We start from the raw sequence: 21,332 nt of genomic DNA on the forward strand, positions 1-21,332 counted from the left end.
TTCGTCGCTTCACCGAAACTTTCGACGAACAGGCAACTCTCCACGCATGCGGCGGCGTTCGGCGCGCGAGCGATACGCGTCGCGACAGAGGCCGGGCAGTTCTGTGGACCGGTCCCTCCGACGGCCCTTGGACTCTCCCTGCGGCCCGCCGCCGGACCCTGACGGTCCCACATGGGAGGAAAATCGCCGTGAAGTTCCGTTTCGCCGCGCAGGTCGCGATCACCGTGGCCCTCACGCTCGCCGCCGCCGGCTGCTCCAGTGGCTCAGGCACCACCACGGGCGACGACAAGTCCTTCGACTTCTGGTCGTTCACCGGCATCAACCAGAAGGCGGCAGTCCAGGAGTACCGCAAAGAGCACCCGGACATCCGGGTGAAGCTGACGGAGGTGGGATCCTCGACGGAGACCGCCCAGGCGCTGACGACAGCGCTGGCCGGAGGCAAGGTCCCCGACCTCGTCCTGATCCAGGGCGACGACCTGCCGAAGTTCGTCCAGCAACCGCAGAACTTCCACGACCTGAGGGAGTTCGGGGCCGACAAGGTCAAGGACGACTACCTGGACTGGGTGATCAGCCAGAGCACCACCAAGGACGGCCAGATCATCGGTGTTCCGACCGACGTCGGCGGGATGGCCGTCGCCTACCGCAAGGACATGTTCGCCGCCGCCGGGCTGCCGACCGACCGGGCGGCCGTCAGCGAACTCTGGCCCACCTGGGACGCGTTCATCGAGACCGGGAAGAAGTACACCAAGGCCACGGGAAAGCCGTTCGTCGACAACGCGGCGACGAGCGTCTTCTACCAGGCGGTCAACCAGGGGCCCGAGAAGTACTACGACAATGACGACCTCAGCCCCGTCTACGCCGACAGCCCGCAGGTCAGGGAGGCGTTCGACACGGCGCTGAAGGCCATCGACGCAGGCATCACGGCGAAGCAGAGCTCCTTCTCCAACGGCTGGAGCGCCGGCATGGCACGGGGCAAGTACGCCGTCATCGCGGCACCCTCCTGGATGCTCAACGCGATACGTACCAACGCACCAGACACCAAGGGCAAGTGGGACGTCGCAACGATCCCCGGCGGCAACGGCAACTGGGGCGGCAGCTATCTGGCGATCCCGCGGAACGCCAAGAATCCCCAGGCCGCCTGGAACTACATCAAGGCGACGCAGTCCCCGAAGGGCCAGCTCGAGCACTTCCTCGACTCGGGCTCCCTGCCGACCACTCCCTCCGTCTACGACGATTCCCGCCTGACATCGCTGAAGGACGAGTTCTTCTCCGGAGCTCCGACGGGTCAGATCTACACCAAGTCGCTGCTCGGCCTTGAGCCCTTCTACATCGGGCCGGACAGCTCCGTCATCGGGCAGGAATTCCTGAACGCCCTCACCAATGTCGAACAGGGCAAAGGCGACCCCGACAAGGCATGGGACACCGCGGTGAAGAACATCAAGACCGCTATCGGGCAGTGAGCGCGGCGCCGGCGAGGAAGTGACGACCTGTGACGACAACACTCAGCCCGCAGCGGGCGGGACCTGCCCCGGCCCCGTCCCTGACGCGCATACGCCGGAGCATCGGTGAGCGGATAGCCCCGTATGCCTATGTCGCTCCGTTCTTCCTGATATTCGGGGTCTTCAGTCTCATCCCCTTGCTGTTCACCCTCTACGTCGCCCTGTTCGACTGGAACCCCATCGGCGGCCACACCTTCATCGGCTTCGACAACTTCACCCGGCTCTACGACGACCCGCGCTTCTGGAACGCCACGCGCAACACGATCAGCATCTGGCTGCTGTCGACCGTCCCACAGCTCATCGCGGCGCTTTTCCTCGCCCATCTGCTCAATCACGCGCGACTGCGCTTCGCCCTCCTCTTCCGGATGTCGATACTGGTCCCGTACATCACCTCGGTGGCCGCGACGGCGATCGTCTTCGCTCAGCTGTACGACCGGGACTACGGGCTGCTCAACTGGCTGCTCGGGCTCGGAGGAGTGGGGCCGATCGACTTCACCCAGTCGACGTGGGGCAGCCGGGTGCTGATCGCCGCGATGGTCACCTGGCGCTGGTTCGGCTACACCACCCTGCTGTACCTGGCGTCACTGCAGGCCATACCGCGTGAGATCTACGAGTCGGCCTCGGTCGACGGTGCCGGCGGCTGGAAGCAGTTCCGGCACATCACGATCCCCTCGCTGCGGCCCGTGATCGTGTTCACGGTGGTCACCTCCACGATCGGCGGGCTGCAGATCTTCACCGAGCCGCTCCTCCTCAACCCGAGCACCCCCCTGACCTGCGGGCCGACCCGGCAGTGCCAGACACTCACCCTCCTCCTCTACGAACAGGGCTTCGGTCAGTTCCAGTTCGGCTACGCGGCGGCCATCGGCGTGGCCCTGCTCGTACTGGTCCTCGTCGTCGCAGGCGTCAACTACCTCCTGTCCACCCGTATCCGCCCGGAGCGATGATGACCCAGCCCACCGACGCGATGCCTCCGTCCCCGCGACAGGCACGTCCGACGCGGCCGCCGCGGCGCCGCCGTCCCGTCGAACGGGTCCGCTGGTGGACCTACACCTTCCTGATCCTGGCGGTGCTCGTCTCCGTCTTCCCGCTGTACTGGATGTTCGTGGTCGCCACCACGGACTCGGCGGCGGCGACGCAGATGCCGCCCCGGCTCGTCCCCGGCGACAACTTCTTCCACCTCGCCGAACTCGTCTTCAGCACCGTGCCGTTCCTCCGGTCCGTCCTGAACAGCCTGATCGTCGCGGGGGCGATCGGTGCCGGACAGGCGGTGCTCTGCGCGCTGGCGGGCTTCGCCTTCGCCAAGCTGGAGTTCCGGGGCCGCAACACGCTGTTCCTGATCGTCGTGCTCACCATGACCGTACCGACCCAGCTCGCGATCATCCCGCAGTACCTGATCATGTCGGAGCTCGGCTGGGTCGACACCCTCCAGGCGCTGATCGTGCCCGGCCTGGCCAGCGCCTTCGGGATCTTCTGGATGAGGCAGCACATCGCCTCGACCCTCAGCGACGAGATCATCCAGGCGGCCCGCATCGACGGGGCGAACAGCTGGCGGATCTTCTGGCACATCGCGTTCCCCATCGTCCGCCCCGCGGCCTTCGTCCTGGGACTCTTCGGATACATCACGGCCTGGAACGACTTCTTCTGGCCCTTCGTCGTGCTGAAGTCCCCGGAGCACTACACCGCGCAGATCGCCATCAAGGCTCTGCAGAACAACCGCGACATCGATCTCGGTCTCGCCATGTCCGGCTCCTTCCTCGCCACCATCCCGCTGCTCGTGCTGTTCGTCTTCGTCGGGCGCCGCCTGGTGGCCGGGATCATGGACGGCGCCTTCAAGGGCTGACCCGAGCCCGCGCGTAGCCATGGCCCTGGCGTGGTCATGATCACGCGCGGCGTACGCTATTGATCGCCAGAGTCGGCCCCGCCCGTCAACCGGCCAAGTCGGCCCGGGCTTCACCGGCCGCGTGATCGGCATGTACGTCACCGAGGGCACCGCGGCCTTCGACTGGTTCGACTACCGCAGACGAACGGCTCCGACACGAAGGGGTGACACCGGACGAGGGCCGCTTGGGTCAGCGAGCGCGCGGAATGCCGTACGCGCGCCCCACATGCAGCCGCAGGACGAGGCGGCGGTCGCGCACCATGGCCGCGCGGTAGTCGTCCCAGTCGGGATGTTCACCGCGGACGTCGCGGTAGAGCCGGACGAGTTCCTCGACGGTCTCGTCGTGAGGCTCCTGAGCGACGGGCGTGAGCTCAGCGGTGCCTTCGACGACGGTGTAGGCCCATCGGTCCTCACTGGTCACGTGGTAGGAGGCCCGCGCGTCCCGGCGCAGATTGCGCGTCTTCGCGCGGTCGTCCGTGAGTGAGACCCGGATGATCCGTTCGTGGGGGTCGTACGCGTGGTTGACGTTCGACAGTTGCGGCCGTCCGTCGCGCTTGAGGGTGACGAGCACCCCGCCGTCGTACTCGGAGAGCAAGCTGAGGAGCGCATCCTGAGTCATGCACTGCTCAACGCGGGCGGGCCCGTCGGGAATTCCGTCACCCGTGCACAGCGGGGCGTCAGCGCACGCGTTGAGGCGCTTGCCGGCGCAGGAGCATCAGAAATGTCAGGAACGTCAGCAACACACGGGACGGTTTCCAGCCGTTTACGAGACGATGAAGTGCGTGGTCCGAGAGCGCGGCGCGGTTTTGCACCTTGATCAGGCGGAGGCGAGCGATGGCACAGCTGCGGCGAGAGGGAACGATGGCACAGCTGCGGCAGGAGGTGGAGCCGGCCGAGGCCGGGCTGGACGCGGAGGCACTGGAGCGGCTGGACCGGCAGTTCGCCCGCCTCGTCGATGAGGGCCGGCTGCCGGGCTATCTGGTGGCGCTGGCGCGCCATGGCAAGGTCGCGCATGTCACGGCGTACGGCTGCCGCGACCGGGAGGCAGCACTGCCGGTCGAGAGGGACACCCTGTGGCGGATGTACTCGATGACCAAGCCGGTCACATCCGTCGCCGCGCTGATGCTCTGCGAAGAGGGGCTGATCGGACTCGACGACCCTCTCGCCCGCTATCTGCCCGCCTTCGCCGACCCCCGGGTGTACGACGGCGGGGAGGGCAACGACATCAAGACCCGCCCGGCCGAGGGGCCCATCCGCATCCGGCACCTGCTGACCCATACCGCGGGCCTGACCTTCGGCTTCTACTACTCGCATCCCGTGGACCGCCTGTACCGGGCCGCCGGCCTGGAATCCTCCGTGCCATCGGGCGCGGACCTGGCGGAGACCTGCGACGTGTACGCGAGCCTGCCGCTGCAGTTCGAGCCGGGGACGCAGTGGAACTACTCCGTCGCCACCAATGTGCTGGGACGCGTGATCGAGGTGGCGTCGGGCCGGCCGCTCGACGAGTTCTTCGCCGAGCGGATCTTCGGCCCGCTGGGCATGCCGGACGCCGGGTTGTGTGTGACGGAGGATCAGGCCGAGCGGCTGGGCGAGCTCTACGGGGAGAACGCGGACGGCAGCATCTCCGCCATTGCCGGTCTGCCGCTGCACGGGCGGCCACGGTTCCTGTCGGGCAGCGGCGGCATGGTCGCGAGCGCCCTCGACTACCACCGCTTCATGGAGTTCCTCCGCCGGCGCGGCGAACTGGACGGCACGCGTCTGCTGTCCCCGGCGACCGTCGACGCCATGGTGACCAACCAGCTCCCCGGCGGCGCCGACCTCCGCACCTTCGGCAGCCCCGCCCACGCCGAACCCGGCAACTCGGGGATAGGCTTCGGCTTCGGCGTCTCCGTCGTCGTGGACCCGGACATCACGCAGGCACCCTCCCACCTGGGCACCTACGGCTGGAGCGGAGTCGCGACCACGACCTTCTGGGTCGACCCGCAGAAGGACCTGACGGTGCAGTTCCTGACCCAGGTACGCCCGACGACGTCCCACACCCTCTACGCCGACCTCAAACGACTCGTCGACGAGGCGATCGTCGACTGAGAGTGGTGCAGACTTGCGCGATGAAGCGCCACAGCCTCCCTGCGGTCCTGGCCGGTCTCTGCGCGACTGCGCTGCCGGCCTGCGACGGCGAGGCCGACGTCGTCGTCTTCGTCAGGACGAAGGACTTCGGCGCAGGCTGACCAGCCGGCCCCCGCGCGCAGAGGGCCCAAACGGTCATCCCGTCGGCCACCTTCCACTTACGGCGGGTTCCACGAGCACACACCGGGTGCCCGTGTAGATCGTCGGCATGCACAGGTTGCAGTGAATGCACAGCGATCGCGCGTCGCGATCGGCCGCCAGACGGTTGATCAGATCCGGCTCGCGGAGCAGCGCCCGTGCCATCGCCACGAACTCGAAGCCCTCGGCCATGGCCCGGTCCATCGTGTCGCGGTCGGTGATACCGCCGAGCAGGATGAGCGGCAGGTCGAGCGCCGCCCGGAACTGCCGGGCGGATTCGAGGAGGAAGGCCTCTCGGTACGGGTAGGCGATGAGGAACTTCTTCCCGAGCAGCTTGACGGCCAGCTGCAGGGGCTGAGGGAAGGCCTCGGCGAACTCCTTGACGGGGGCATCGCCGCGGAAAAGGTACATGGGGTTGAGCAGCGAACTCCCCGCCGTGAGTTCGAGGGCGTCGACGGTGCCGTCCTCCTCGAGCCACTTCGCTGTCTGGATGCTCTCGTCGAGCCGGATGCCGCCGGGGACGCCGTCGTCCATGTTCAGCTTGGCTGTCACCGCGATCCGCCCGCCGACCTCGTCGCGTACGGCCCGCGCCACCCCACGCGCGACCTTCGCCCGATTGACGAGACTCCCGCCGTAGCCGTCCTTGCGCTTGTTGATCCTCGGGCTGAGGAACGAGCTCGCGAAGTAGTTGTGCCCCAAGTGGATCTCCACGGCGTCGAAGCCGGACTCGACCGCGATGCGGGTCGCCTCAGCGTGGGCGCGTGTGATGCGCGCGATGTCGTGCGCGGTGGCGGGCCTGGTCATCCGCATGCTGAGGGGGTTGAACAGGCGGCCGGGGCCGAGCGAGGGCAGTCCGTTGGATCTCGCGTCGGCGACCGGCCCGGCATGGCCGATCTGCGCCGACACCGCCGCGCCTTCGGCGTGCACGGCATCGGTGAGACGGCGCAGGCCCGGAACGGCGTCGGGCCGCATCCAGATCTGGCGGCGCTCGGTACGGCCCTCGGGCGCGACAGCGCAGTACGCGACCGTCGTCATGCCCACACCGCCTGCCGCCGGACGCCGGTGGTACTCGATCAACTCGTCGGTGACCAGGGCGTCCGGCGTCACGCCCTCAAAGGTCGCCGCCTTGATGACACGGTTGCGCAGGTTGACCGGGCCGAGCTCGGCGGGGGCCAGGACGTCCGGAGTTCCACTGCGGGCGGGTTCGGCCATGGGACGTCAGCCTCCCTGCGCGTCGGAAACGGTTGTCCCAGGCGGAGTGGGGCCGGCGCTCCAGCCGCCGTCGATGGCGATCTCCGCTCCGGTGAGATACGAGGCCGCATCGGAGGCGAGGAAGGCGACGAGCCCGGCGACGTCCTCGGGCAGCCCGACCCGGCGCAGGGCGACGGCCTGGTGCTGCCCGGCACCGCGCGGTGGCGCGACCCCCGCGACCATGGGCGTGTCGATCAGGCCGGGGTGCACGGAGTTGACCCGGATCCCGTACTCACCGAGTTCGAGTGCAGCCGTCTTGGTGAGTCCCCGCAGCCCCCACTTCGACGCGCCGTAGCCGCCCGTGCGGGCCAGTCCGGTCAGTCCGGCCACCGACGAGACGTTGACGATGGCGCCGCCACCCGCGCGGCGCATGGGCTCCATCACGGCACGGATGCCGAGAAAGGGTCCGACGAGGTTGACCCTGATGACCGACTCGAAGGACTCCGCGGTCTCCTCGGCGAGCGGCCCGCTGCGGTACACGCCCGCGTTGTTGACGAGGATGTCGAGCCCTCCGAACTCGGCGACGGCCGTGTCCACGGCGGCCGCCCACCGGGACTCGTCCGTCACGTCGAGCCGTGTGTAGCGGGCTGCGGGGCCGATGGAGCGGGCGACCTCGGTGCCCTCCTCGTCGAGGATGTCGCCGATCACGACACTGGCGCCGAGGAGGGCGAACAGCCGCGCCTCCGCCTCGCCCTGACCGCGCGCTGCCCCGCTGATCAGCGCCGTCCTGCCCTTCAGCGAGATCATCGGGCGGCCCCCTGTGGAGCCGCGGGCATGTGGTCCGTCCCGTCCGGTGAGAAGTGCGGGATGACGTGTCGCCCCCACTGCCGGATGGTCTCCATGCACACCTCTTGCGGCACGGTGCCCATCTGCACAAGGCACATCACCTCGTCCACGCCGGCCGCGCGCAGCCGCTCCACATACGCGATGGCGTCGGCCGCGTCGCCGTAGGCGTGCTCGGGGTTGTAGACGGCGGTCGTGCTCGGCCGTACGGGGATGCGTGCCTCGTTCAGGTGGGCGACGACCTGCTCCGCCGCGGACCGCATCCGCTGTGCCTCCGTCTCGCTGTCGGTGTCGTCGGCGACCGCGTCGTCGGGCACTCCTCCGCCCCCGTACCAGTGGGCGATGGCCTGTGCGAAGAAGCGCTGCCCGCGTATCCCGACGGCGCGGGCACGCTCGCGGTCGTCGAGCACGATCGTCGGGCACAGGGCCGAGAAGTGGTCGTTGACCTCGGTCGACACAAGCTGTGTGCCGTCGCGTCCGGCCACGCACGAGTCGTAGAAACGCTTCATCGACGCGACCTCATCCGGCCCCGCGAAGCCCATCACCAAGGCCCCGACGCCGAGTTCGGCGGCCCGCGCGAGGGTCTGCTGCTTGCTGCAGGCCAGAAAGAGCGGCGGATGCGGACGCTGCACCGGACGCGGCAGTACGGGGTGCGGATCGATGTCCAGCAGCTCGCCGTGCCACTCGAGCTCGTCCTGCTGCCAGGTGCGGCCGATGATCCGCAGCGCCTCCTCGACCTCGGCCTGGGTGCGCTCCGGATCGACCCCGCACAGAGAGGTCTCCTGCCGTGTCCCGCCGCGACCTGCTCCGAGGTCCAGCCGCCCGCCGGACAACACGTCGAGCATGGCGGCGCGTTCGGCGACCCGCACCGGATGGTTGAAGCGGAACGGCATGCACACCACGCCGTGCCCGACCCGTATACGGCTGGTACGGGCGGCCACCCAGGTGAGGAAGACCTCCGGGGCGCTCATGTGCGCATACCACTTGAGGGCATGGTGCTCGACGGCCCAGACCCGGTCGAAACCCATCTCCTCGGCGAGCACGGCCTGTTCCACGCAGTCGCGGATGACCTGCTGCTCACTCTCGGGGTCGGGGTTCGCCAGCTGCGCCTCGAAGATGACGGAGAACTTCACTGCACCTCCAGGGAGTTGCGCGGATCTTGCGGAACCACTTACGGGACTTTGCAGACCTTGCGCTGGTGCGGTGCGGCTATTTCAATTAGTCATATGACTACTCGTCAGGTCAAGGGGCTGGATGGGGATGGCGGTTCCGAGTCGGGTGGGTCCGATCCGGGCGGACCCCACCCGGGCGATCAGGGCGGGCGGCTGCCCGCCACGGCGTGGGCCGTGCTCGGTCTGCTGTCGTTCCCCGGCGAACGCACCGGATACGAGCTGAAGAAGTGGGCGGACGCGTCCCTGGCCTTCTTCTACTGGTCACCCGCGATCAGCCAGATATACGCCGAGCTGCGCCGCCTGGAGGGGCTCGGGTACGCCTCCTCGCGGGTCGCCGCCCAGGGCGATCTGCGCAACAAGCGGCTCTACACGATCACCGAAGCCGGACGGGCGGCGCTCGCGCGCTGGGCGGACACCGCGGACGCCGGGCCCGCGGTGCTCAAACACCCGCTGGTGCTGCGGGTCTGGCTCGGACACCTCGCGGACCCCGACGGCCTGCGCAGTCAGCTGCGGGCACACCTGGAACGTACGCAGGCACAGCTGCGGGAGATCGAGCGCGCCCAGGACGTCTCGCACGAGATCGGCCACTGGCCGTACCCCGAGGTGGCGCTGCGCTGGAGTGAACGGCACCACCGGGCGGAGCTGGAGCTGGCCGAGGCCATGCTCGCCGATCTCGAGCGATTGTGGCAGGCAGGGGAGGAGGCGTACGGCGGCCAGGCCGCCGGCGGTGGGTGATGGAGGGAGCGTACGGGAGGGGTGTACGCCCGCGGGGCGAACGAAGAGGCGGGCCGGCGGCACTTCGTCCGGCCCCGGCCCCGCCCCCGCCGTCGTCGCTACTTGATCAGTTCCGTCGCCTCGCGCTGGTGCGGGATGGCCGACGTGGGTAGTTCCGCCTGCCGGACGGTCACCGTGCGCCTCGGGGCGGGGACCGAGATGCTCTCGGCCCGGTAGCGCTGGTGCAGGCGCTTGATGAACTCGTGCTTGATCCGGTACTGGTCGCTGAACTCGCCGACGCCCAGGATGACCGTGAAACCGATCCGGGAATCACCGAACGTGTGGAAGCGTACGGCCGGTTCATGGTCCGGAACGGCGCCGGTGATGTCGGTCATGACCTGCTCGACGACCTCGTTCGTGACCCGTTCGACGTGCTCGAGGTCGCTGTCGTATCCGACGCCCACCTGGACCATGATCGACAGCTGCTGTTCAGGACGGCTGTAGTTGGTCATGTTGGTGCCGGCGAGCTGCGCGTTCGGGATGATCACGAGGTTGTTCGACAGATTGCGCACCACGGTGTTGCGCCAGTTGATGTCCTCGACATATCCCTCCTCGCCGCTGCTCAGCCGGATGTAGTCGCCGGGCTGCACCGTCTTGGCGGCGAGGATGTGCACGCCGGCGAAGAGATTGGCCAGGGTGTCCTGCAGCGCCAGAGCGACCGCCAGACCGCCCACGCCGAGCGCGGTGAGCAGGGGGGCGATGGAGATGCCCAGGGTCTGCAGGACGACCAGGAAGCCCATCGCCAGGACCACGACCCGCGTGATGTTGACGAATATGGTGGCCGATCCCGCGACTCCCGACCTGGACTGCGCGAGGGAGCGCACCAGGCGGGTGATCACCCGGGCCGCGGTGAGGGTGGCGGCCAGAATGAGCAGTGCCGTCAGCGTGACATTGACGTTGTGTCCGACTCGGGCGGTCAGCGGTAGCGCGGTCGCCGCCACCGCGGCTCCCGCGGCTATCGCCGCCCAGGGCGCCAGCGTCCGCAGGGCGTCGACGATGACGTCGTCCCCGCTCCACCGTGTTCTGCGGGCGCGTTCCCCCAGCCAGCGCAGGAGCGCGCGTAGCAGCAGGCCCGCCGCGATGCCGGCGGCCACCGCGATCCCGGCGACGATCAGGTCGTGGAGTGTGAGGGCCCGGTTCATTCTCTCTCCCGTGCGGCGGTGTTCGGTCACGTCGGACGAATGCGAATATGCGTCCGATGCGATCGCCCATCCTGCCGTATGCGGAAGAGAGCGCGGCGAGTGGGCCCGCGTGCTTGGTATGGGGCCGCAATTGCTGACAGCGCCTCAAAGGGTCGTGGGGCGGCCGCTCAAAGTGTCGCAGCGCGGCCTGAGGCGGGGCCTTTCGCTCCCCGCCTCAGTCCCCGTCCTTCGGGCGGACGACGGGAGTTTGACCACAGGGCCTATTCCTAGTCCCGGTCACTCTCCTCTGCCGCGCGCTTGCATTCCTCGGCCACGTTCTTGTCCACGGCCGCGCGCACAAGTGCCGCCGCGAACACCGCGGGTTCAGCGTCCCCGGCCAGACGCGCCAACTTCGGCGGAGCGTCCGGCAGGCCCAGGCGCTTCGCTCCCTCCCGGGCTTTGGCGTCCAGGTAGGGAGACGCCTCGGGCCAGACGGCCTGCACCTCGCGCAGGAAGATGTCCGCTCCGGCCGGGCCGAGTCCCGGCACCTCCTGCAGCAGACCGCGCAGCTTGTCGAGGTCGCCGCCCGCCTCGTCGCGCATCCGGCGCAGATCGCCGCCCCACCTGTCGAGGACGAGCTGTGCGCCGTCCCCGAGCTGCGTGGCCGTACGTTCGTCGTACCGCCGGTAGCCGCCGCGGCCGAGGGCGTCGACCCGCTCCTGCCAGTCGGAATCGGCCATGCGGCGGGGGTCGCGCAGCCCGGCTCCGCGCAGCTCCCTGGCCGATGCGACGGCGGCGCTGCTGCGGATCCGCGCACTGAGCAGACAGGCCAGAACGAGAGTCTGGTAGAGCGGCTGCGGGGTGTTCTTGAGCCGGATGCCCGCATCCTCGGTGAAGGTGTGACCGTAGGAGGTGAGCAGCTCCTTGATCACTTTCTGCTGGGAGGGCATGGCACGCCTCCTCGTCTCACCCCGGCTTCTCGAGCCCCGACTTCGCGCGCCCGGGCTTCTGTTCCGCTCCCGCTTCTCTCACCCCGGCTTCAGCGGGTCATGCCCCAGGGTCATCAGGCGGTGGCGTCGGTGCTCGTCGCCAGCCTCGGGTTCGTTCTCCGTGTCGCTGTGCGCCGTGACGGTGTCCACGACCTGGTACATGACCTCGATGTCGGCGTCGGTGAGGTCCGTACGGCGCTTCTGCAGGATCGCGAGGACGTGCTGCCCCAGCGGGTCGCCCGCCTGGTCCGGCAGGGGTTCGGTGTCGTCGTCCGCCTCGCTGACCCTGAGCCAGGCGCTCAGCTCCTGCGAGGTCATGTTAACCACGCGATGGAACTCGTCCCACAGCGCGTCGAGTTCGAGTGCATCGGTCATCCGGGATCCTCGGGTGGGTGCGTGACAGGCCGGTGCGTAACGGACTCGTTCCTACGCCCGCAGTGGCGAGTCCTCGGCCTGGAACATCCAGTGCTGCTTCTCGAGCGTGGCCGTGATGCCGATCAGGAGGTCCTGTGTGACGAGGTCCGCCTGCTCGGTGGCCGCGATGTGCTCCCGAAGGCGTCCGATCATCGTGCCCAGGGCGTCGACGAGGAGCTCCACGACCTCGGTGTCCTGCAGCCATCCGTCCTTCGCAGCGGGCAGGGCGCCGGCCGAGGCGACGGTCTCGGGACGGCCGTCGGGCGAAACGCCCAGCGCGGCCGCGCGTTCCGCCACGGCGTCCGCGTACGACCGTGCGGCATCGACCACCTCGTCCAGCTGCAGGTGGATGCTGCGGAAGCGCGGGCCGACGATGTTCCAGTGGGCCTGCTTCGCGATGAGGGACAGCCCGAGCAGATCCACCAACGTGCTCTGGAGTGCCTCCCCGGTGGTCTTGAGTGCCGTGTCGGGGAGCGTGCTCTTCACAACGGCCATTCTTCCCATCTCCTTCGGGCGCGTCGGGCGTACGCGGATCACGTGGCTCATGCGGATCGCATTGGATCGCAGATCGCATGGATTGCACGGATCGCATGGATTGCACGGCGTACTGGGGCGCGCCTGTCGGGCGTACGACTCACTCGGTTCAGACGGTCGGGTGCCCGGAGGACGCGGGGGAAAACCGGAGCGCGCGAGCGGAAGCAGCGCCCCATCCGTAAACCCGGGAACGAACCTGAGCACACCTGGATAAGAGCCCGTAGAGCCCCTGCCTATTCGGGCCCCTCTTGTTTGGGCCCCTCTTGTTTGGGCGCCGCGGCCGGTGGCACCCGGGGTGGCAGGGAGGAGCCCCATGACCGTTCGCAAGACGACTGTGCTCGTTCTCGACTGCGCGGAGCCGGAGCGGCTCGCGGAGTTCTACGCCGGCCTCCTCGGCGGTACGGCGAGGCTGGGGAGGGACCCGGACTACGTGGAGGTGGCCGGGCAGGACGGCGTCTTCCTCGCCGTGCACCGGGACCACGGATACGCGCCACCGACCTGGCCGCGACCCGAGGACTCGCAGCAGGCGCATCTGCGCATCCTGGTCGAGCCCGGAGACATGGACGAGGCCGAACGGGAGGTGGTCCGCCTCGGCGCCCGGCCCATCGTGACCAGGGACAACGGCGGTCCGCGGGACGAGCGCACCTACGCCGATCCTGCCGGGCACTCGTTCGCCCTGGCGGCACGTCCATGAGAGTCATTTACTAATAAATCGGGCATTTGTCCTTTGGTGGCGGTGGGCACCCGGCGACTGCCCGGGCGGTTGGCGGTACGGCGCCCCTCGGAGAGCGTTTCCGAAAGGAGCGGATCGTGAGCAGCACTTCCGGAAAGAGGATCGTGGTCACCGGAGCCACCGGGAACCTCGGTACCAGCCTGCTGCAGAGCCTCGCCGAGGACGAGACGATCGACTCCGTGCTGGGACTCGCACGCCGAGTGCCCGACTGGACACCCCCCAAGACCGAGTGGGCGTCGGCGGACGTCGCGAAGGAGGAGACCGACCTCACCCAGCACTTCCGGGGAGCGGACGCGGTCGTCCATCTGGCCTGGCAGTTCCAGCCCGCACGTGATCCCGCGGCGACATGGCGTACCAATGTCCTGGGCAGCGTCCGCGTGTTCCAGGCAGTCGCGGCCGCCGGCGTTCCGGTGCTGGTCCACGCCTCGTCGGTCGGCGCCTATTCGCCCAAGGCGAAGGACGGCGCCGTGGACGAGTCCTGGCCCACGCACGGCTGGCCCGAGGCGGCGTACTGCCGTGAAAAGGCCTACCTGGAGCGGACGCTGGACGCCTTCGAGCCGGAGAACCCTGCCATCCGCGTGGTGCGCCTGCGGCCCGCCTTCATGTTCAAGCAGGAGTCGGCGAGCGAGCAGCGCCGCCTGTTCGCGGGTCGGTTCATGCCCGGGCAGCTGGCCCGGCCCGAGCTGCTCCCGGTCGTACCGGATATACCGGGCCTGCGGTTCCAGGCCCTGCACACCGAGGACGCGGCACGCGCCTGCCGACTGACCCTGAGCCGCACCGTCCAGGGCGCCTTCAACCTGGCCGCGGAACCGCCGATCGACGCCCTGGCGCTCGGCGAGCTGTTCCACGCCCGGGTCGTACGGGTGCCGACCCGCGCGGCGCGGTCCGCACTGGCCGCGGCCTGGGGCCTGCACCTGGTGCCGGCGTCACCGCAGCTGTTCGACGCGGTGATCAGGCTGCCGCTGATGGACTGCTCACGAGCGCGGGACGAACTCGACTGGCGGCCCCAGCACACCGCGATCGAGGCACTCGAGGAGCTGCTACGCGGTATGCGCAGGGGTGCCGGTATGCCGACACCGCCGCTCGCGGGGAGCAAGGCCGCGTGACGCGACACGCTCAGGGTCATCGATCCGGCGATCCGCGGGTAGCACTGTAGGGACCACCGTACGTAGCGGGCACGTCGCAGAACCGCAGGGAGCAACAGAACTCATGGCGAAGATCCTTTTCGTGGTCACCGGATCCGACCACTGGACGCTGGCCAACGGCACCGAGCACCCGAGCGGCTTCTGGGCCGAGGAGGCCGTCGTCCCCTACGAGGCCTTCAAGACCGCCGGCCACGAGATCACGGTCGCCACCCCCGGCGGCGTCGTGCCGACCGTCGACCCGGCGAGCCTGGCCCCGGAGTTCAACGGCGGGCAGGAAGGCGCAGAGCGCATCGCCAAGGGCCTGGAGTCCTTCACCGAACTGCAGGGTCCTGTCAGCATTGAGGACGTCGACCTGGACGAGTACGACGCCGTCTACGTCCCAGGAGGCCACGGCCCCATGGAGGACCTGTCCGCCGACGCGGCCTCGGGCGCGCTGTTGACCCGGGCACTACGGTCGGGCAAGCCGCTCGCCGTCGTCTGCCACGGCCCCTCCGCGCTGCTTGCGGCGAGGAACCCGGACGGCACCTCCCCCTTCGCGGGCTACCGGATGACCGCCTTCACCAACGTCGAGGAGACCCAGGGCGGCTTTGCGGACAGGGCGAAGTGGCTGCTGCAGGACCGCCTCGTGGAGATGGGCGCCGACTTCCAGGAGGGCGAGCCCTGGGTACCGTTCGTGATCGTGGACCGCAATCTGTTCACAGGCCAGAACCCGGCCTCGTCCGCCCCGCTCGCTTCCGAGGTGGTCAAGGCGCTGGGCTGAGGCCGGGCAGCACGCGGTAGCCCACGGATACCGCACGGGTCCACGGGCATCACGGGGTAGCCGACGGGCATCATGGAGGTCCACGGGCATTTTGCGGTAGCCACGGCGTCACGCGGTAGCCACGGCGTCACGCGGTAGTGCGCGGCGTCACGCGGTAGTGCGCGGGCATCGCGCAGCAGGCGTCTTCGGGCGGTGGCGGTGATCAGGCGGTGGTCTCGCGGTGGTGACGTCTCGCGGTGGTCGTGGTCCCCGCGGTGGTCGTGGTCCCGCGGTGGTGGTGATCACGCGAGACGCCCCTTACGCGGCGGGACCGCCGGTGCATAGCATCGGTTCCCGCATGGACACGATCACACTCTGGCACATCACCCCGTGGGAGTTCGCCGCTCTCGCGGCGGCAGCCGCGCTCGTCGGCTTCTCCAAGACCGCCGTGAGCGGTGCCAACACTGTCAGCCTCGCCATCTTCGCGGCCGTACTGCCCGCCCGCGGTTCGACCGGCGTGCTCCTACCGCTCCTCATGGTCGGCGACGTCCTCGCCGTGCTCACCTACCGGCGGCACGCCCACTGGCCGACCCTGTGGCGGCTGTTCCCGGCCGTCATCGCAGGGGTGCTGGCCGGCACGGTGTTCCTCATGTGGGCGGGCGACGGTGCGGTGCGTACGTCGATCGGCGCGATCCTGCTGCTGATGGCGGCCGTCACGGTGTGGCGCAGGCGCCGAGCCACCGAGGAGGCGCCGGACGAGCAGGTGACAAGGCAGGCAGGGCACGTCAAGGCCCGCTCGTACGGTGTGCTCGGCGGGTTCACCACGATGGTCGCCAACGCCGGCGGCCCGGTGATGTCGATGTATCTCCTCTCGGCGGGCTTCCGGAAGCTGAGTTTTCTGGGCACGTCGGCGTGGTTCTTCCTGATCGTCAACGCCTCGAAGGTGCCCTTCAGCGTCGGCCTCGGCCTGATCGACGGACACACGCTGCTGCTGGACGCCGCCCTCGCGTTGTTCGTCATCCCCGGCGCGTATCTCGGCAAGATCATCGCTGACCGCATCAACCAGCGTCTGTTCGAGCAACTTGTGATCGCGGCGACCGTGGTGGGCGGGGTGCAGCTGCTGCTGCGGTGAGCGAGCGGAGAGGCTGGGCTCGCGTGGTGTCTGGGCCTGTGTGCCGGCTGGGCTCGCGTGCCAGTCTGGGCCTACGTGTCGGCTGAGCTCGCGTGCCGGTGGGCCCGCGCACCGTCTGAGCCCGTGTGCCGCGCCGCTCCGCCGTCCCCGTACGCTCGACGGCATGTCTGCGCACGTACTGGTCCTCGGCGGCACGACCGAGGCCCGCGAGCTCGCGGCCGCGCTGGCGGTGAGCCCAGGGGTACGGGTGACCACCTCACTGGCCGGGCGTGTGACCCGGCCGGGAGCGCTTCCCGGCGACGTACGCATCGGGGGATTCGGCGGCCCCGAGGGCATGGCGGCGTGGCTGCGCGAGCATGACGTGGACGCCGTCGTCGACGCCACGCACCCGTTCGCAGCCACCATCAGCGCCCATGCGGCGCGGGCCTCGACCACCACCGGCGTACCCGCCGTCCTGCTGCGCCGACCGGGCTGGGAGGCAGGCCCCGGCGACCGCTGGCACGCGGCAGCGACGCTCGCCGACGCCGCGGCGCTGCTCCCGGACTTCGGCCGACGCGTCTTCCTGACGACCGGGCGCCTGGGCCTGGCGGCCTTCGCGCATCTGGACGACCATGAGTTCCTCATCCGCTCGGTGGAGGCGCCCGAGTCGCCCCTGCCGCGCCGCACCCGGATCGTGCTCGCCCGCGGCCCGTTCACGACGGACGGCGAGGCAACGCTGATGCGCGACCACCGCATCGATGTCCTGGTCACCAAGGACAGCGGCGGCGCGGCCACGGCGCCCAAGCTCACGGCCGCCCGCGCACTCGCCGTCCCTGTCGTCATCGTCCGGCGACCCCCCGCCCCGGACGGGATGGCAGTGGTGCCGGACGTCGCGACGGCCCTTTCCCACCTCGGGCTGGGATGACCCCGCGCCCCGGTCGGACCCTCCTCCGTAACCCTGTTACCGCTCATCCCGTAGGCGCCTGCGGAGCAGATACGTGTCCATGATCCAGCCCTTGCGCTCCCGGGCCTCCGCGCGGGTGCTCGTGATGCGCGGCGCCGCCTCGGCGAGAGGGCCGGATATGAGGATCTCGTCGGCCGTACCGATGTAGGCGCCCCAGTAGATGTACATGTCCGCGTCCGCGTACTGCTGGAACACCTGGTGGGCGTCCAGCATCACCACCACGTCGTCGACGCCCTCGGGGAAGCCCTCCGCCAGCCTGCGGCCCGTGGTGATCTGCACCGGCCGGGCGACCCTGTTGAGCCCGGTCCGGTGCCTGGCGGCCAGCGCCGAGACACTGCTGATGCCGGGCACGACGTCGTACGTGAAGGTCACCGCGCCGCGCTCCAGAATCTCCTCGAGGATGCCCAGCGTGCTGTCGTAGAGGGCGGGATCGCCCCATACGAGGAAGCCACCGCTCTCGTCCTCGCCCAGCTCGCGGGCGATCAGATCCTCGTAGATGTCGGCGCGGCGGCTGCGCCAGTCCCCGACGGCGGGGGAGTAGGCCGAGCCGCCGGCGGCCCGGTCGCGGTCCGGATCACGCGCCTCGACCAGGCGGTACGCCCCGTCCGGTATGTGGGCGTCGAGAATGTCACGGCGAAGCTGGACGAGGTCCGACTTCTCCTCGCCCTTGTCCAGGATGAAGAACACATCCGTGCTCCTCAGGGCCTTGACCGCCTGCAGGGTCAACTGGTCGGGATCGCCCGCACCGATGCCGATGACATGAATCTTTCGCACGCCCCGAGTCTGCCCCACGCCACTGACAACCGACGCACCGGCCGGGCTACGGCTACTGGTAGCCGAGGGCCGGCGGTGCCCGCGGGGCTCTACGGCCTTCGGGATGCGCCGCATGTCCCTGTGTCGCGGGGATCCCACGATCTCGTGGTCACCCGGAGTCCGCGACCTCACCGTCGCGCACGGTCCGCCGTACCCCATCCCCCAGCAACCGCGGGGCCCACACCCCGGCATCGACGGCCACCCCGTCCCGCTCCACCGCGTCAGCCAACTCCCGCGCCCACCTGCAGAGTCCCAGCACGCCAATCCCGTGCGGCTCGTCCTGCCCCGCGGCCGAGCGCCACTCCTCGATGCCGGCGGCGCCGCGCCGCAGCAGCCGCGCCCCGCCCGTCGCGTTACCGCGTGCCGCATGCGTGAGTCCCACGGCGAGCTGTGCCAGCCCCCGCCACAACGCGCGCTCCTCCGCCGGCCCCGACTTCCAGGCGTCCTCGAACACCTCGTGGGCATGGAACGGTTTGCCCGCGTCCAGTAGTGACTGTGCCTCGGCGACCGTCTCGCCGGGCGTGCGCGTCACTCCTTCCGGTTGCCGGGCGACCCCCTCCGTCCCGTACGGCAACGGCCGTCCAAGACCGTCCCGCGGCCGCGCACTACGTGCGCGGCCCTCCCTGTCGCGGTCCCGTCCGCCGCCCGCGTCGGCCTGAGGTGCTGTGCTCATACGGAGATTCTCGCGCGCCCCACCGCTGCCTGCCTGCCCCGACCTCGCCCGGCCCCCTCCACGGCGCGGCCCCCGACGCCCCCGCGCCACTGCTACGCCGGGCCGTCATCCACATGGTGCGGTAACCGGCAAGGCCCGCAGTGTTGGTGAGCGGTACCGGAGGCGGTTGGATGTGCGGTGACGTCCGGTCGGACTGCACGCCCGCCCATCATGGAACCCACGGCGTGCAGCGGCTGGCTCCCAGCGCCGCGAACACGCCCGTACCTGCAGCGGAGAAGGGAACCGCTGGGACGGGCCGCATGAAACCCTCACCCTTGGACACGAAAGGGCGATGCTGTGATCTCCGTGCCTCCCGGACTCCTGGCCTTCGGCCGCTGGCAGCACGAAGGAGAGCAGGGACGCGCCTGGATCCACGCCCTGCCCGACAACGTGGACGCACTGCTCGCCCGATGGGACCTGGCCTCCGACGGCGAGGCCATGCACGGCTACAACGGCATGGTTCTCCCGGTCCGCCGCGGGCGGGAGCGCTGCGTCCTCAAGGTCTCCTGGCCGCAGGAGACCTCGGTCTGCCACGAGGTGCTTGCCCTGGAGACCTGGAACGGCCGCGGCGCCGTCCGCCTCCTGAAGACCTCGCCAGCCGAAGGCGCCCTGCTCCTCGAACGCGCCCACAGCCGCGTACCCCTACGCGACCTCCCCCTCACCGAAGCCGTGCCCGTGGCCGGCATGCTGTTGCGCAGGCTCGCGGTGCCCGCACCGGCAGGGCCCCGACGCCTCTCCGAGGTCGCCGCCGAGATCCGCGACGGCCTGGTCGATCGGTGGGAACAGCTCGGCCGCCCCTTCCCCATGAGACTGGTGGATCAGGTGCGGGACTTGGCCGACGGACTCAGCCTCCGGACCGGAACCTTGCTGGTCGACCACGACCTCCACTACGACAACGTCCTGGCTGCAGACCGGGATCCGTGGTTGGCCGTCGACCCGAAGGTCTTCGCGGGAGACCCGGAGTATCAGGTCGCTCAGCTGCTGTGGACCCGGCTCGATGAGATGGACGGGCGAGCAGACCTCTGCTTCCACTTCCACGCCCTTGTCGACGCCGCCGAGCTGGATCCGGACCTCGCGCACGCCTGGACCGTGGTGCGGTGTATCGACTACTGGCTCTGGGGACTGGGCGCCGGCTTCACGGAGGATCCGCTGCGATGCGAAGCCATAGTCGATGTCTTCACCTCGAAGGGCTGACAGCATCGGCTTCCCGTTCCCTCACGCTCGCCGGCCGTAGATCGCCACCCTCCGCGTACTGACTTCGAAGCACCCTCTGACGTGAGGTAATGTTCTGTCTGCGCGATCACGCGGAACACCCGCGGGGCGCGCACCGGGACGTGGCGCAGCTTGGTAGCGCACTTGACTGGGGGTCAAGGGGTCGCAGGTTCAAATCCTGTCGTCCCGACAGGAATGTCGGTGGAAACCGCAGTTCAACGGCCGGTTCGAGGTATCTCGAGCCGGCCGTTGTCTGTTTGACCGAATGGGAGCGGCCCAGGGTCTCGGGTGCTCCCAGAATCGAAAGCGTCCCGCGGACGGTGTCGATGGGTCGTGCGTTCGTGCAGGTCGTCACGGTTTCGGGGAGTAGCGGCTGTTCGATGGACAACATGTCTCGCGGGTAAGGGGTCGTGAGTGCCCGAACGTGCGTGTACGGCGGCTCAGGTACGTCTACGGCCGGTCGTCCGTGAGAGTGCCGCATGCGCGTGAGTCGGGAGTGCCTGCCATGCCGGAGTTCTGGGAGCGCATTCCCGTGGCGGTCAAGGTGTTTCGCTCCCACGTGCTCCCAGTCGTTCGATTTTCTTGCTCGATTTCTCGGGTGGTGGGGGCGAGGGGGCCTCTACCAGCGTTGTGGGGTGCCCGGGACGGGGTGGCAGTCGCCGTTGAGGTAGTCGGTGAGGGTCTGTCGGGCGGTGGTGAGGTGGCGGATGCTGGGGTGGAGGTAGCGCTGGGTGGTGGTGATGCTGCGGTGTCCGGCGATCTGCTGGAGGGCGTGGAGGGGGATGCCGGCGTCGGCCATCCAGGTCAGTGCGGTGTGTCGGAGGTCGTGGCGGCGCAGGTGTTCGTGGCCGAGGAGGCGGGTGACGTCGTCCCAGTGGGTGGCGCGGCGCAGGCCCGCGGTGGTGATGCGGCCCCCGGAGGGGCCGGTGAACAGGCGGGTGTCGGGCGTGCCGTGTACGGCGGCGATGCGGGCCGTGACGAGGGGGCGGAGGGGTTCGATGATGGGGACGGGTCGGGCGCGTTTGCCTTTGGTGGGCTTGTCGGCGAGTCCGCCGGGGGCTGGGGTGGTCTGGCGGCGGGCGTTCCAGATCCAGTGGTGGCGGTCGATGTCGCGGACGCGGATGCCGGAGACTTCGCCGATGGCGTGCGCCGGTGCAGGCGGCGAAGATCACGGCCTGGCCCCAGCTGGGATAGTGGTGGTGGGAGGCGTCGGTGAGCGCGT

Annotated in this window: 22 protein-coding genes and 1 tRNA gene; 12 read left to right on the forward strand and 11 right to left on the reverse strand. The window is 69.4% G+C overall.

Annotated elements, in window-relative coordinates; translation table 11 throughout:
- Window positions 1-188: 188 nt before the first annotated feature.
- From ACSMXV_RS37820 to ACSMXV_RS37830, 3 genes are read left to right on the forward strand one after another with little or no spacing between them, the layout of a single operon-like run.
- Window positions 189-1,460, forward strand: coding sequence for an ABC transporter substrate-binding protein (locus tag ACSMXV_RS37820; protein ID WP_473175607.1), 1,272 nt, complete (start codon window positions 189-191; stop codon window positions 1,458-1,460).
- Window positions 1,461-1,489: 29 nt separating this feature from the next.
- The gene (locus ACSMXV_RS37825) at window positions 1,490-2,443 is read left to right on the forward strand and encodes a carbohydrate ABC transporter permease (RefSeq protein ID WP_473175608.1); all 954 of its coding nucleotides are present in this window, start codon (window positions 1,490-1,492) and stop codon (window positions 2,441-2,443) included.
- Window positions 2,440-3,339 (forward strand): carbohydrate ABC transporter permease, encoded by a 900-nt coding sequence (locus ACSMXV_RS37830; RefSeq protein ID WP_473175609.1) that lies wholly within the window; start codon window positions 2,440-2,442, stop codon window positions 3,337-3,339. The genes ACSMXV_RS37825 and ACSMXV_RS37830 overlap by 4 nt, the downstream gene beginning before the upstream one ends.
- A 229-nt stretch (window positions 3,340-3,568) precedes the next feature.
- Here ACSMXV_RS37830 and ACSMXV_RS37835 read toward each other — a convergent pair whose 3' ends face one another.
- Window positions 3,569-3,997 (reverse strand): PPOX class F420-dependent oxidoreductase, encoded by a 429-nt coding sequence (locus ACSMXV_RS37835; RefSeq protein WP_473175610.1) that lies wholly within the window; start codon window positions 3,995-3,997, stop codon window positions 3,569-3,571.
- 242 nt (window positions 3,998-4,239) lie between these two features.
- Here ACSMXV_RS37835 and ACSMXV_RS37840 point away from each other — a divergent pair, with 242 nt between their 5' ends.
- On the forward strand, window positions 4,240-5,466 hold the full coding sequence (locus ACSMXV_RS37840) for a serine hydrolase domain-containing protein (RefSeq protein ID WP_473179194.1): 1,227 nt from the start codon (window positions 4,240-4,242) through the stop codon (window positions 5,464-5,466).
- A gap of 174 nt (window positions 5,467-5,640) precedes the next feature.
- Here ACSMXV_RS37840 and ACSMXV_RS37845 read toward each other — a convergent pair whose 3' ends face one another.
- From ACSMXV_RS37845 to ACSMXV_RS37855, 3 genes are read right to left on the reverse strand one after another with little or no spacing between them, the layout of a single operon-like run.
- On the reverse strand, window positions 5,641-6,855 hold the full coding sequence (locus ACSMXV_RS37845; RefSeq protein ID WP_473175611.1) for an NADH:flavin oxidoreductase: 1,215 nt from the start codon (window positions 6,853-6,855) through the stop codon (window positions 5,641-5,643).
- Window positions 6,856-6,861: 6 nt separating this feature from the next.
- Entirely contained in the window at window positions 6,862-7,641 is a 780-nt protein-coding gene (locus tag ACSMXV_RS37850) for a glucose 1-dehydrogenase (protein ID WP_473175612.1), read from the reverse strand.
- Window positions 7,638-8,810: an LLM class flavin-dependent oxidoreductase gene (locus ACSMXV_RS37855; RefSeq protein WP_473175613.1), complete on the reverse strand. Its 1,173-nt coding sequence runs from the start codon at window positions 8,808-8,810 to the stop codon at window positions 7,638-7,640. Before ACSMXV_RS37855 ends, ACSMXV_RS37850 begins: the two co-directional genes overlap by 4 nt.
- A 93-nt stretch (window positions 8,811-8,903) precedes the next feature.
- Here ACSMXV_RS37855 and ACSMXV_RS37860 point away from each other — a divergent pair, with 93 nt between their 5' ends.
- Window positions 8,904-9,584 (forward strand): PadR family transcriptional regulator, encoded by a 681-nt coding sequence (locus ACSMXV_RS37860; protein WP_473175614.1) that lies wholly within the window; start codon window positions 8,904-8,906, stop codon window positions 9,582-9,584.
- Window positions 9,585-9,682: 98 nt separating this feature from the next.
- Here ACSMXV_RS37860 and ACSMXV_RS37865 read toward each other — a convergent pair whose 3' ends face one another.
- The 4 genes from ACSMXV_RS37865 to ACSMXV_RS37880 form a co-directional block, all read right to left on the reverse strand.
- Entirely contained in the window at window positions 9,683-10,765 is a 1,083-nt protein-coding gene (locus ACSMXV_RS37865; protein WP_473175615.1) for a mechanosensitive ion channel family protein, read from the reverse strand.
- 266 nt (window positions 10,766-11,031) lie between these two features.
- Complete coding sequence (locus ACSMXV_RS37870) at window positions 11,032-11,694, reverse strand: HhH-GDP family DNA glycosylase (RefSeq protein WP_473175616.1); 663 nt, start codon at window positions 11,692-11,694, stop codon at window positions 11,032-11,034.
- Window positions 11,695-11,772: 78 nt separating this feature from the next.
- Window positions 11,773-12,108, reverse strand: coding sequence for a DUF3140 domain-containing protein (locus ACSMXV_RS37875; protein ID WP_473175617.1), 336 nt, complete (start codon window positions 12,106-12,108; stop codon window positions 11,773-11,775).
- 51 nt (window positions 12,109-12,159) lie between these two features.
- Entirely contained in the window at window positions 12,160-12,642 is a 483-nt protein-coding gene (locus tag ACSMXV_RS37880) for a Dps family protein (RefSeq protein WP_181656600.1), read from the reverse strand.
- Between the two features lie 352 nt (window positions 12,643-12,994).
- Between ACSMXV_RS37880 and ACSMXV_RS37885 the strand changes: the two genes are divergently transcribed.
- From ACSMXV_RS37885 to ACSMXV_RS37905, 5 genes are all read left to right on the forward strand, one after another.
- Window positions 12,995-13,375: a VOC family protein gene (locus tag ACSMXV_RS37885; protein WP_473175618.1), complete on the forward strand. Its 381-nt coding sequence runs from the start codon at window positions 12,995-12,997 to the stop codon at window positions 13,373-13,375.
- A 116-nt stretch (window positions 13,376-13,491) separates the two neighbouring features.
- Entirely contained in the window at window positions 13,492-14,520 is a 1,029-nt protein-coding gene (locus ACSMXV_RS37890; RefSeq protein ID WP_473175619.1) for an NAD-dependent epimerase/dehydratase family protein, read from the forward strand.
- 103 nt (window positions 14,521-14,623) lie between these two features.
- Window positions 14,624-15,319, forward strand: a complete 696-nt coding sequence (locus ACSMXV_RS37895; protein WP_473175620.1) for a type 1 glutamine amidotransferase domain-containing protein — start codon at window positions 14,624-14,626, stop codon at window positions 15,317-15,319.
- A gap of 337 nt (window positions 15,320-15,656) precedes the next feature.
- Complete coding sequence (locus ACSMXV_RS37900) at window positions 15,657-16,430, forward strand: sulfite exporter TauE/SafE family protein (RefSeq protein ID WP_473175621.1); 774 nt, start codon at window positions 15,657-15,659, stop codon at window positions 16,428-16,430.
- 163 nt (window positions 16,431-16,593) lie between these two features.
- Entirely contained in the window at window positions 16,594-17,334 is a 741-nt protein-coding gene (locus ACSMXV_RS37905) for a cobalt-precorrin-6A reductase (protein WP_473175622.1), read from the forward strand.
- Window positions 17,335-17,370: 36 nt separating this feature from the next.
- On the opposite strand, the gene cobF is transcribed toward ACSMXV_RS37905, so the two are convergent.
- The gene (gene cobF, locus ACSMXV_RS37910) at window positions 17,371-18,147 is read right to left on the reverse strand and encodes a precorrin-6A synthase (deacetylating) (RefSeq protein ID WP_473175623.1); all 777 of its coding nucleotides are present in this window, start codon (window positions 18,145-18,147) and stop codon (window positions 17,371-17,373) included.
- Between the two features lie 148 nt (window positions 18,148-18,295).
- Window positions 18,296-18,859: a DUF309 domain-containing protein gene (locus ACSMXV_RS37915; protein WP_473175624.1), complete on the reverse strand. Its 564-nt coding sequence runs from the start codon at window positions 18,857-18,859 to the stop codon at window positions 18,296-18,298.
- Window positions 18,860-19,204: 345 nt separating this feature from the next.
- Here ACSMXV_RS37915 and ACSMXV_RS37920 point away from each other — a divergent pair, with 345 nt between their 5' ends.
- Window positions 19,205-20,092 carry an aminoglycoside phosphotransferase family protein gene (locus ACSMXV_RS37920; protein ID WP_473175625.1) on the forward strand — a complete coding sequence of 296 codons (888 nt, stop codon included), beginning with the start codon at window positions 19,205-19,207 and terminating at the stop codon, window positions 20,090-20,092.
- 134 nt (window positions 20,093-20,226) lie between these two features.
- Window positions 20,227-20,300: transfer RNA gene (locus tag ACSMXV_RS37925), tRNA-Pro, on the forward strand.
- A gap of 429 nt (window positions 20,301-20,729) precedes the next feature.
- Here ACSMXV_RS37925 and ACSMXV_RS37930 read toward each other — a convergent pair.
- Entirely contained in the window at window positions 20,730-21,251 is a 522-nt protein-coding gene (locus tag ACSMXV_RS37930; protein WP_473179195.1) for a tyrosine-type recombinase/integrase, read from the reverse strand.
- Window positions 21,252-21,332 lie beyond the last annotated feature (81 nt).

This window comes from Streptomyces sp. DSM 42067 (assembly GCF_055792885.1).

Excerpts from the sequence above, each read along its gene's own strand:
- ACSMXV_RS37830 (WP_473175609.1), top strand. The coding sequence starts at position 2,440 with ATGATGACCCAGCCCACCGACGCGATGCCTCCGTCCCCGCGACAGGCA.
- ACSMXV_RS37835 (WP_473175610.1), bottom strand. The coding sequence starts at position 3,997 with ATGACTCAGGATGCGCTCCTCAGCTTGCTCTCCGAGTACGACGGCGGG.
- ACSMXV_RS37840 (WP_473179194.1), top strand. The coding sequence starts at position 4,240 with ATGGCACAGCTGCGGCAGGAGGTGGAGCCGGCCGAGGCCGGGCTGGAC.
- ACSMXV_RS37845 (WP_473175611.1), bottom strand. The coding sequence starts at position 6,855 with ATGGCCGAACCCGCCCGCAGTGGAACTCCGGACGTCCTGGCCCCCGCC.
- ACSMXV_RS37850 (WP_473175612.1), bottom strand. The coding sequence starts at position 7,641 with ATGATCTCGCTGAAGGGCAGGACGGCGCTGATCAGCGGGGCAGCGCGC.
- ACSMXV_RS37860 (WP_473175614.1), top strand. The coding sequence starts at position 8,904 with ATGACTACTCGTCAGGTCAAGGGGCTGGATGGGGATGGCGGTTCCGAG.
- ACSMXV_RS37865 (WP_473175615.1), bottom strand. The coding sequence starts at position 10,765 with ATGAACCGGGCCCTCACACTCCACGACCTGATCGTCGCCGGGATCGCG.
- ACSMXV_RS37870 (WP_473175616.1), bottom strand. The coding sequence starts at position 11,694 with ATGCCCTCCCAGCAGAAAGTGATCAAGGAGCTGCTCACCTCCTACGGT.
- ACSMXV_RS37875 (WP_473175617.1), bottom strand. The coding sequence starts at position 12,108 with ATGACCGATGCACTCGAACTCGACGCGCTGTGGGACGAGTTCCATCGC.
- ACSMXV_RS37880 (WP_181656600.1), bottom strand. The coding sequence starts at position 12,642 with ATGGCCGTTGTGAAGAGCACGCTCCCCGACACGGCACTCAAGACCACC.
- ACSMXV_RS37885 (WP_473175618.1), top strand. The coding sequence starts at position 12,995 with ATGACCGTTCGCAAGACGACTGTGCTCGTTCTCGACTGCGCGGAGCCG.
- ACSMXV_RS37895 (WP_473175620.1), top strand. The coding sequence starts at position 14,624 with ATGGCGAAGATCCTTTTCGTGGTCACCGGATCCGACCACTGGACGCTG.
- ACSMXV_RS37900 (WP_473175621.1), top strand. The coding sequence starts at position 15,657 with ATGGACACGATCACACTCTGGCACATCACCCCGTGGGAGTTCGCCGCT.
- ACSMXV_RS37905 (WP_473175622.1), top strand. The coding sequence starts at position 16,594 with ATGTCTGCGCACGTACTGGTCCTCGGCGGCACGACCGAGGCCCGCGAG.
- ACSMXV_RS37915 (WP_473175624.1), bottom strand. The coding sequence starts at position 18,859 with ATGAGCACAGCACCTCAGGCCGACGCGGGCGGCGGACGGGACCGCGAC.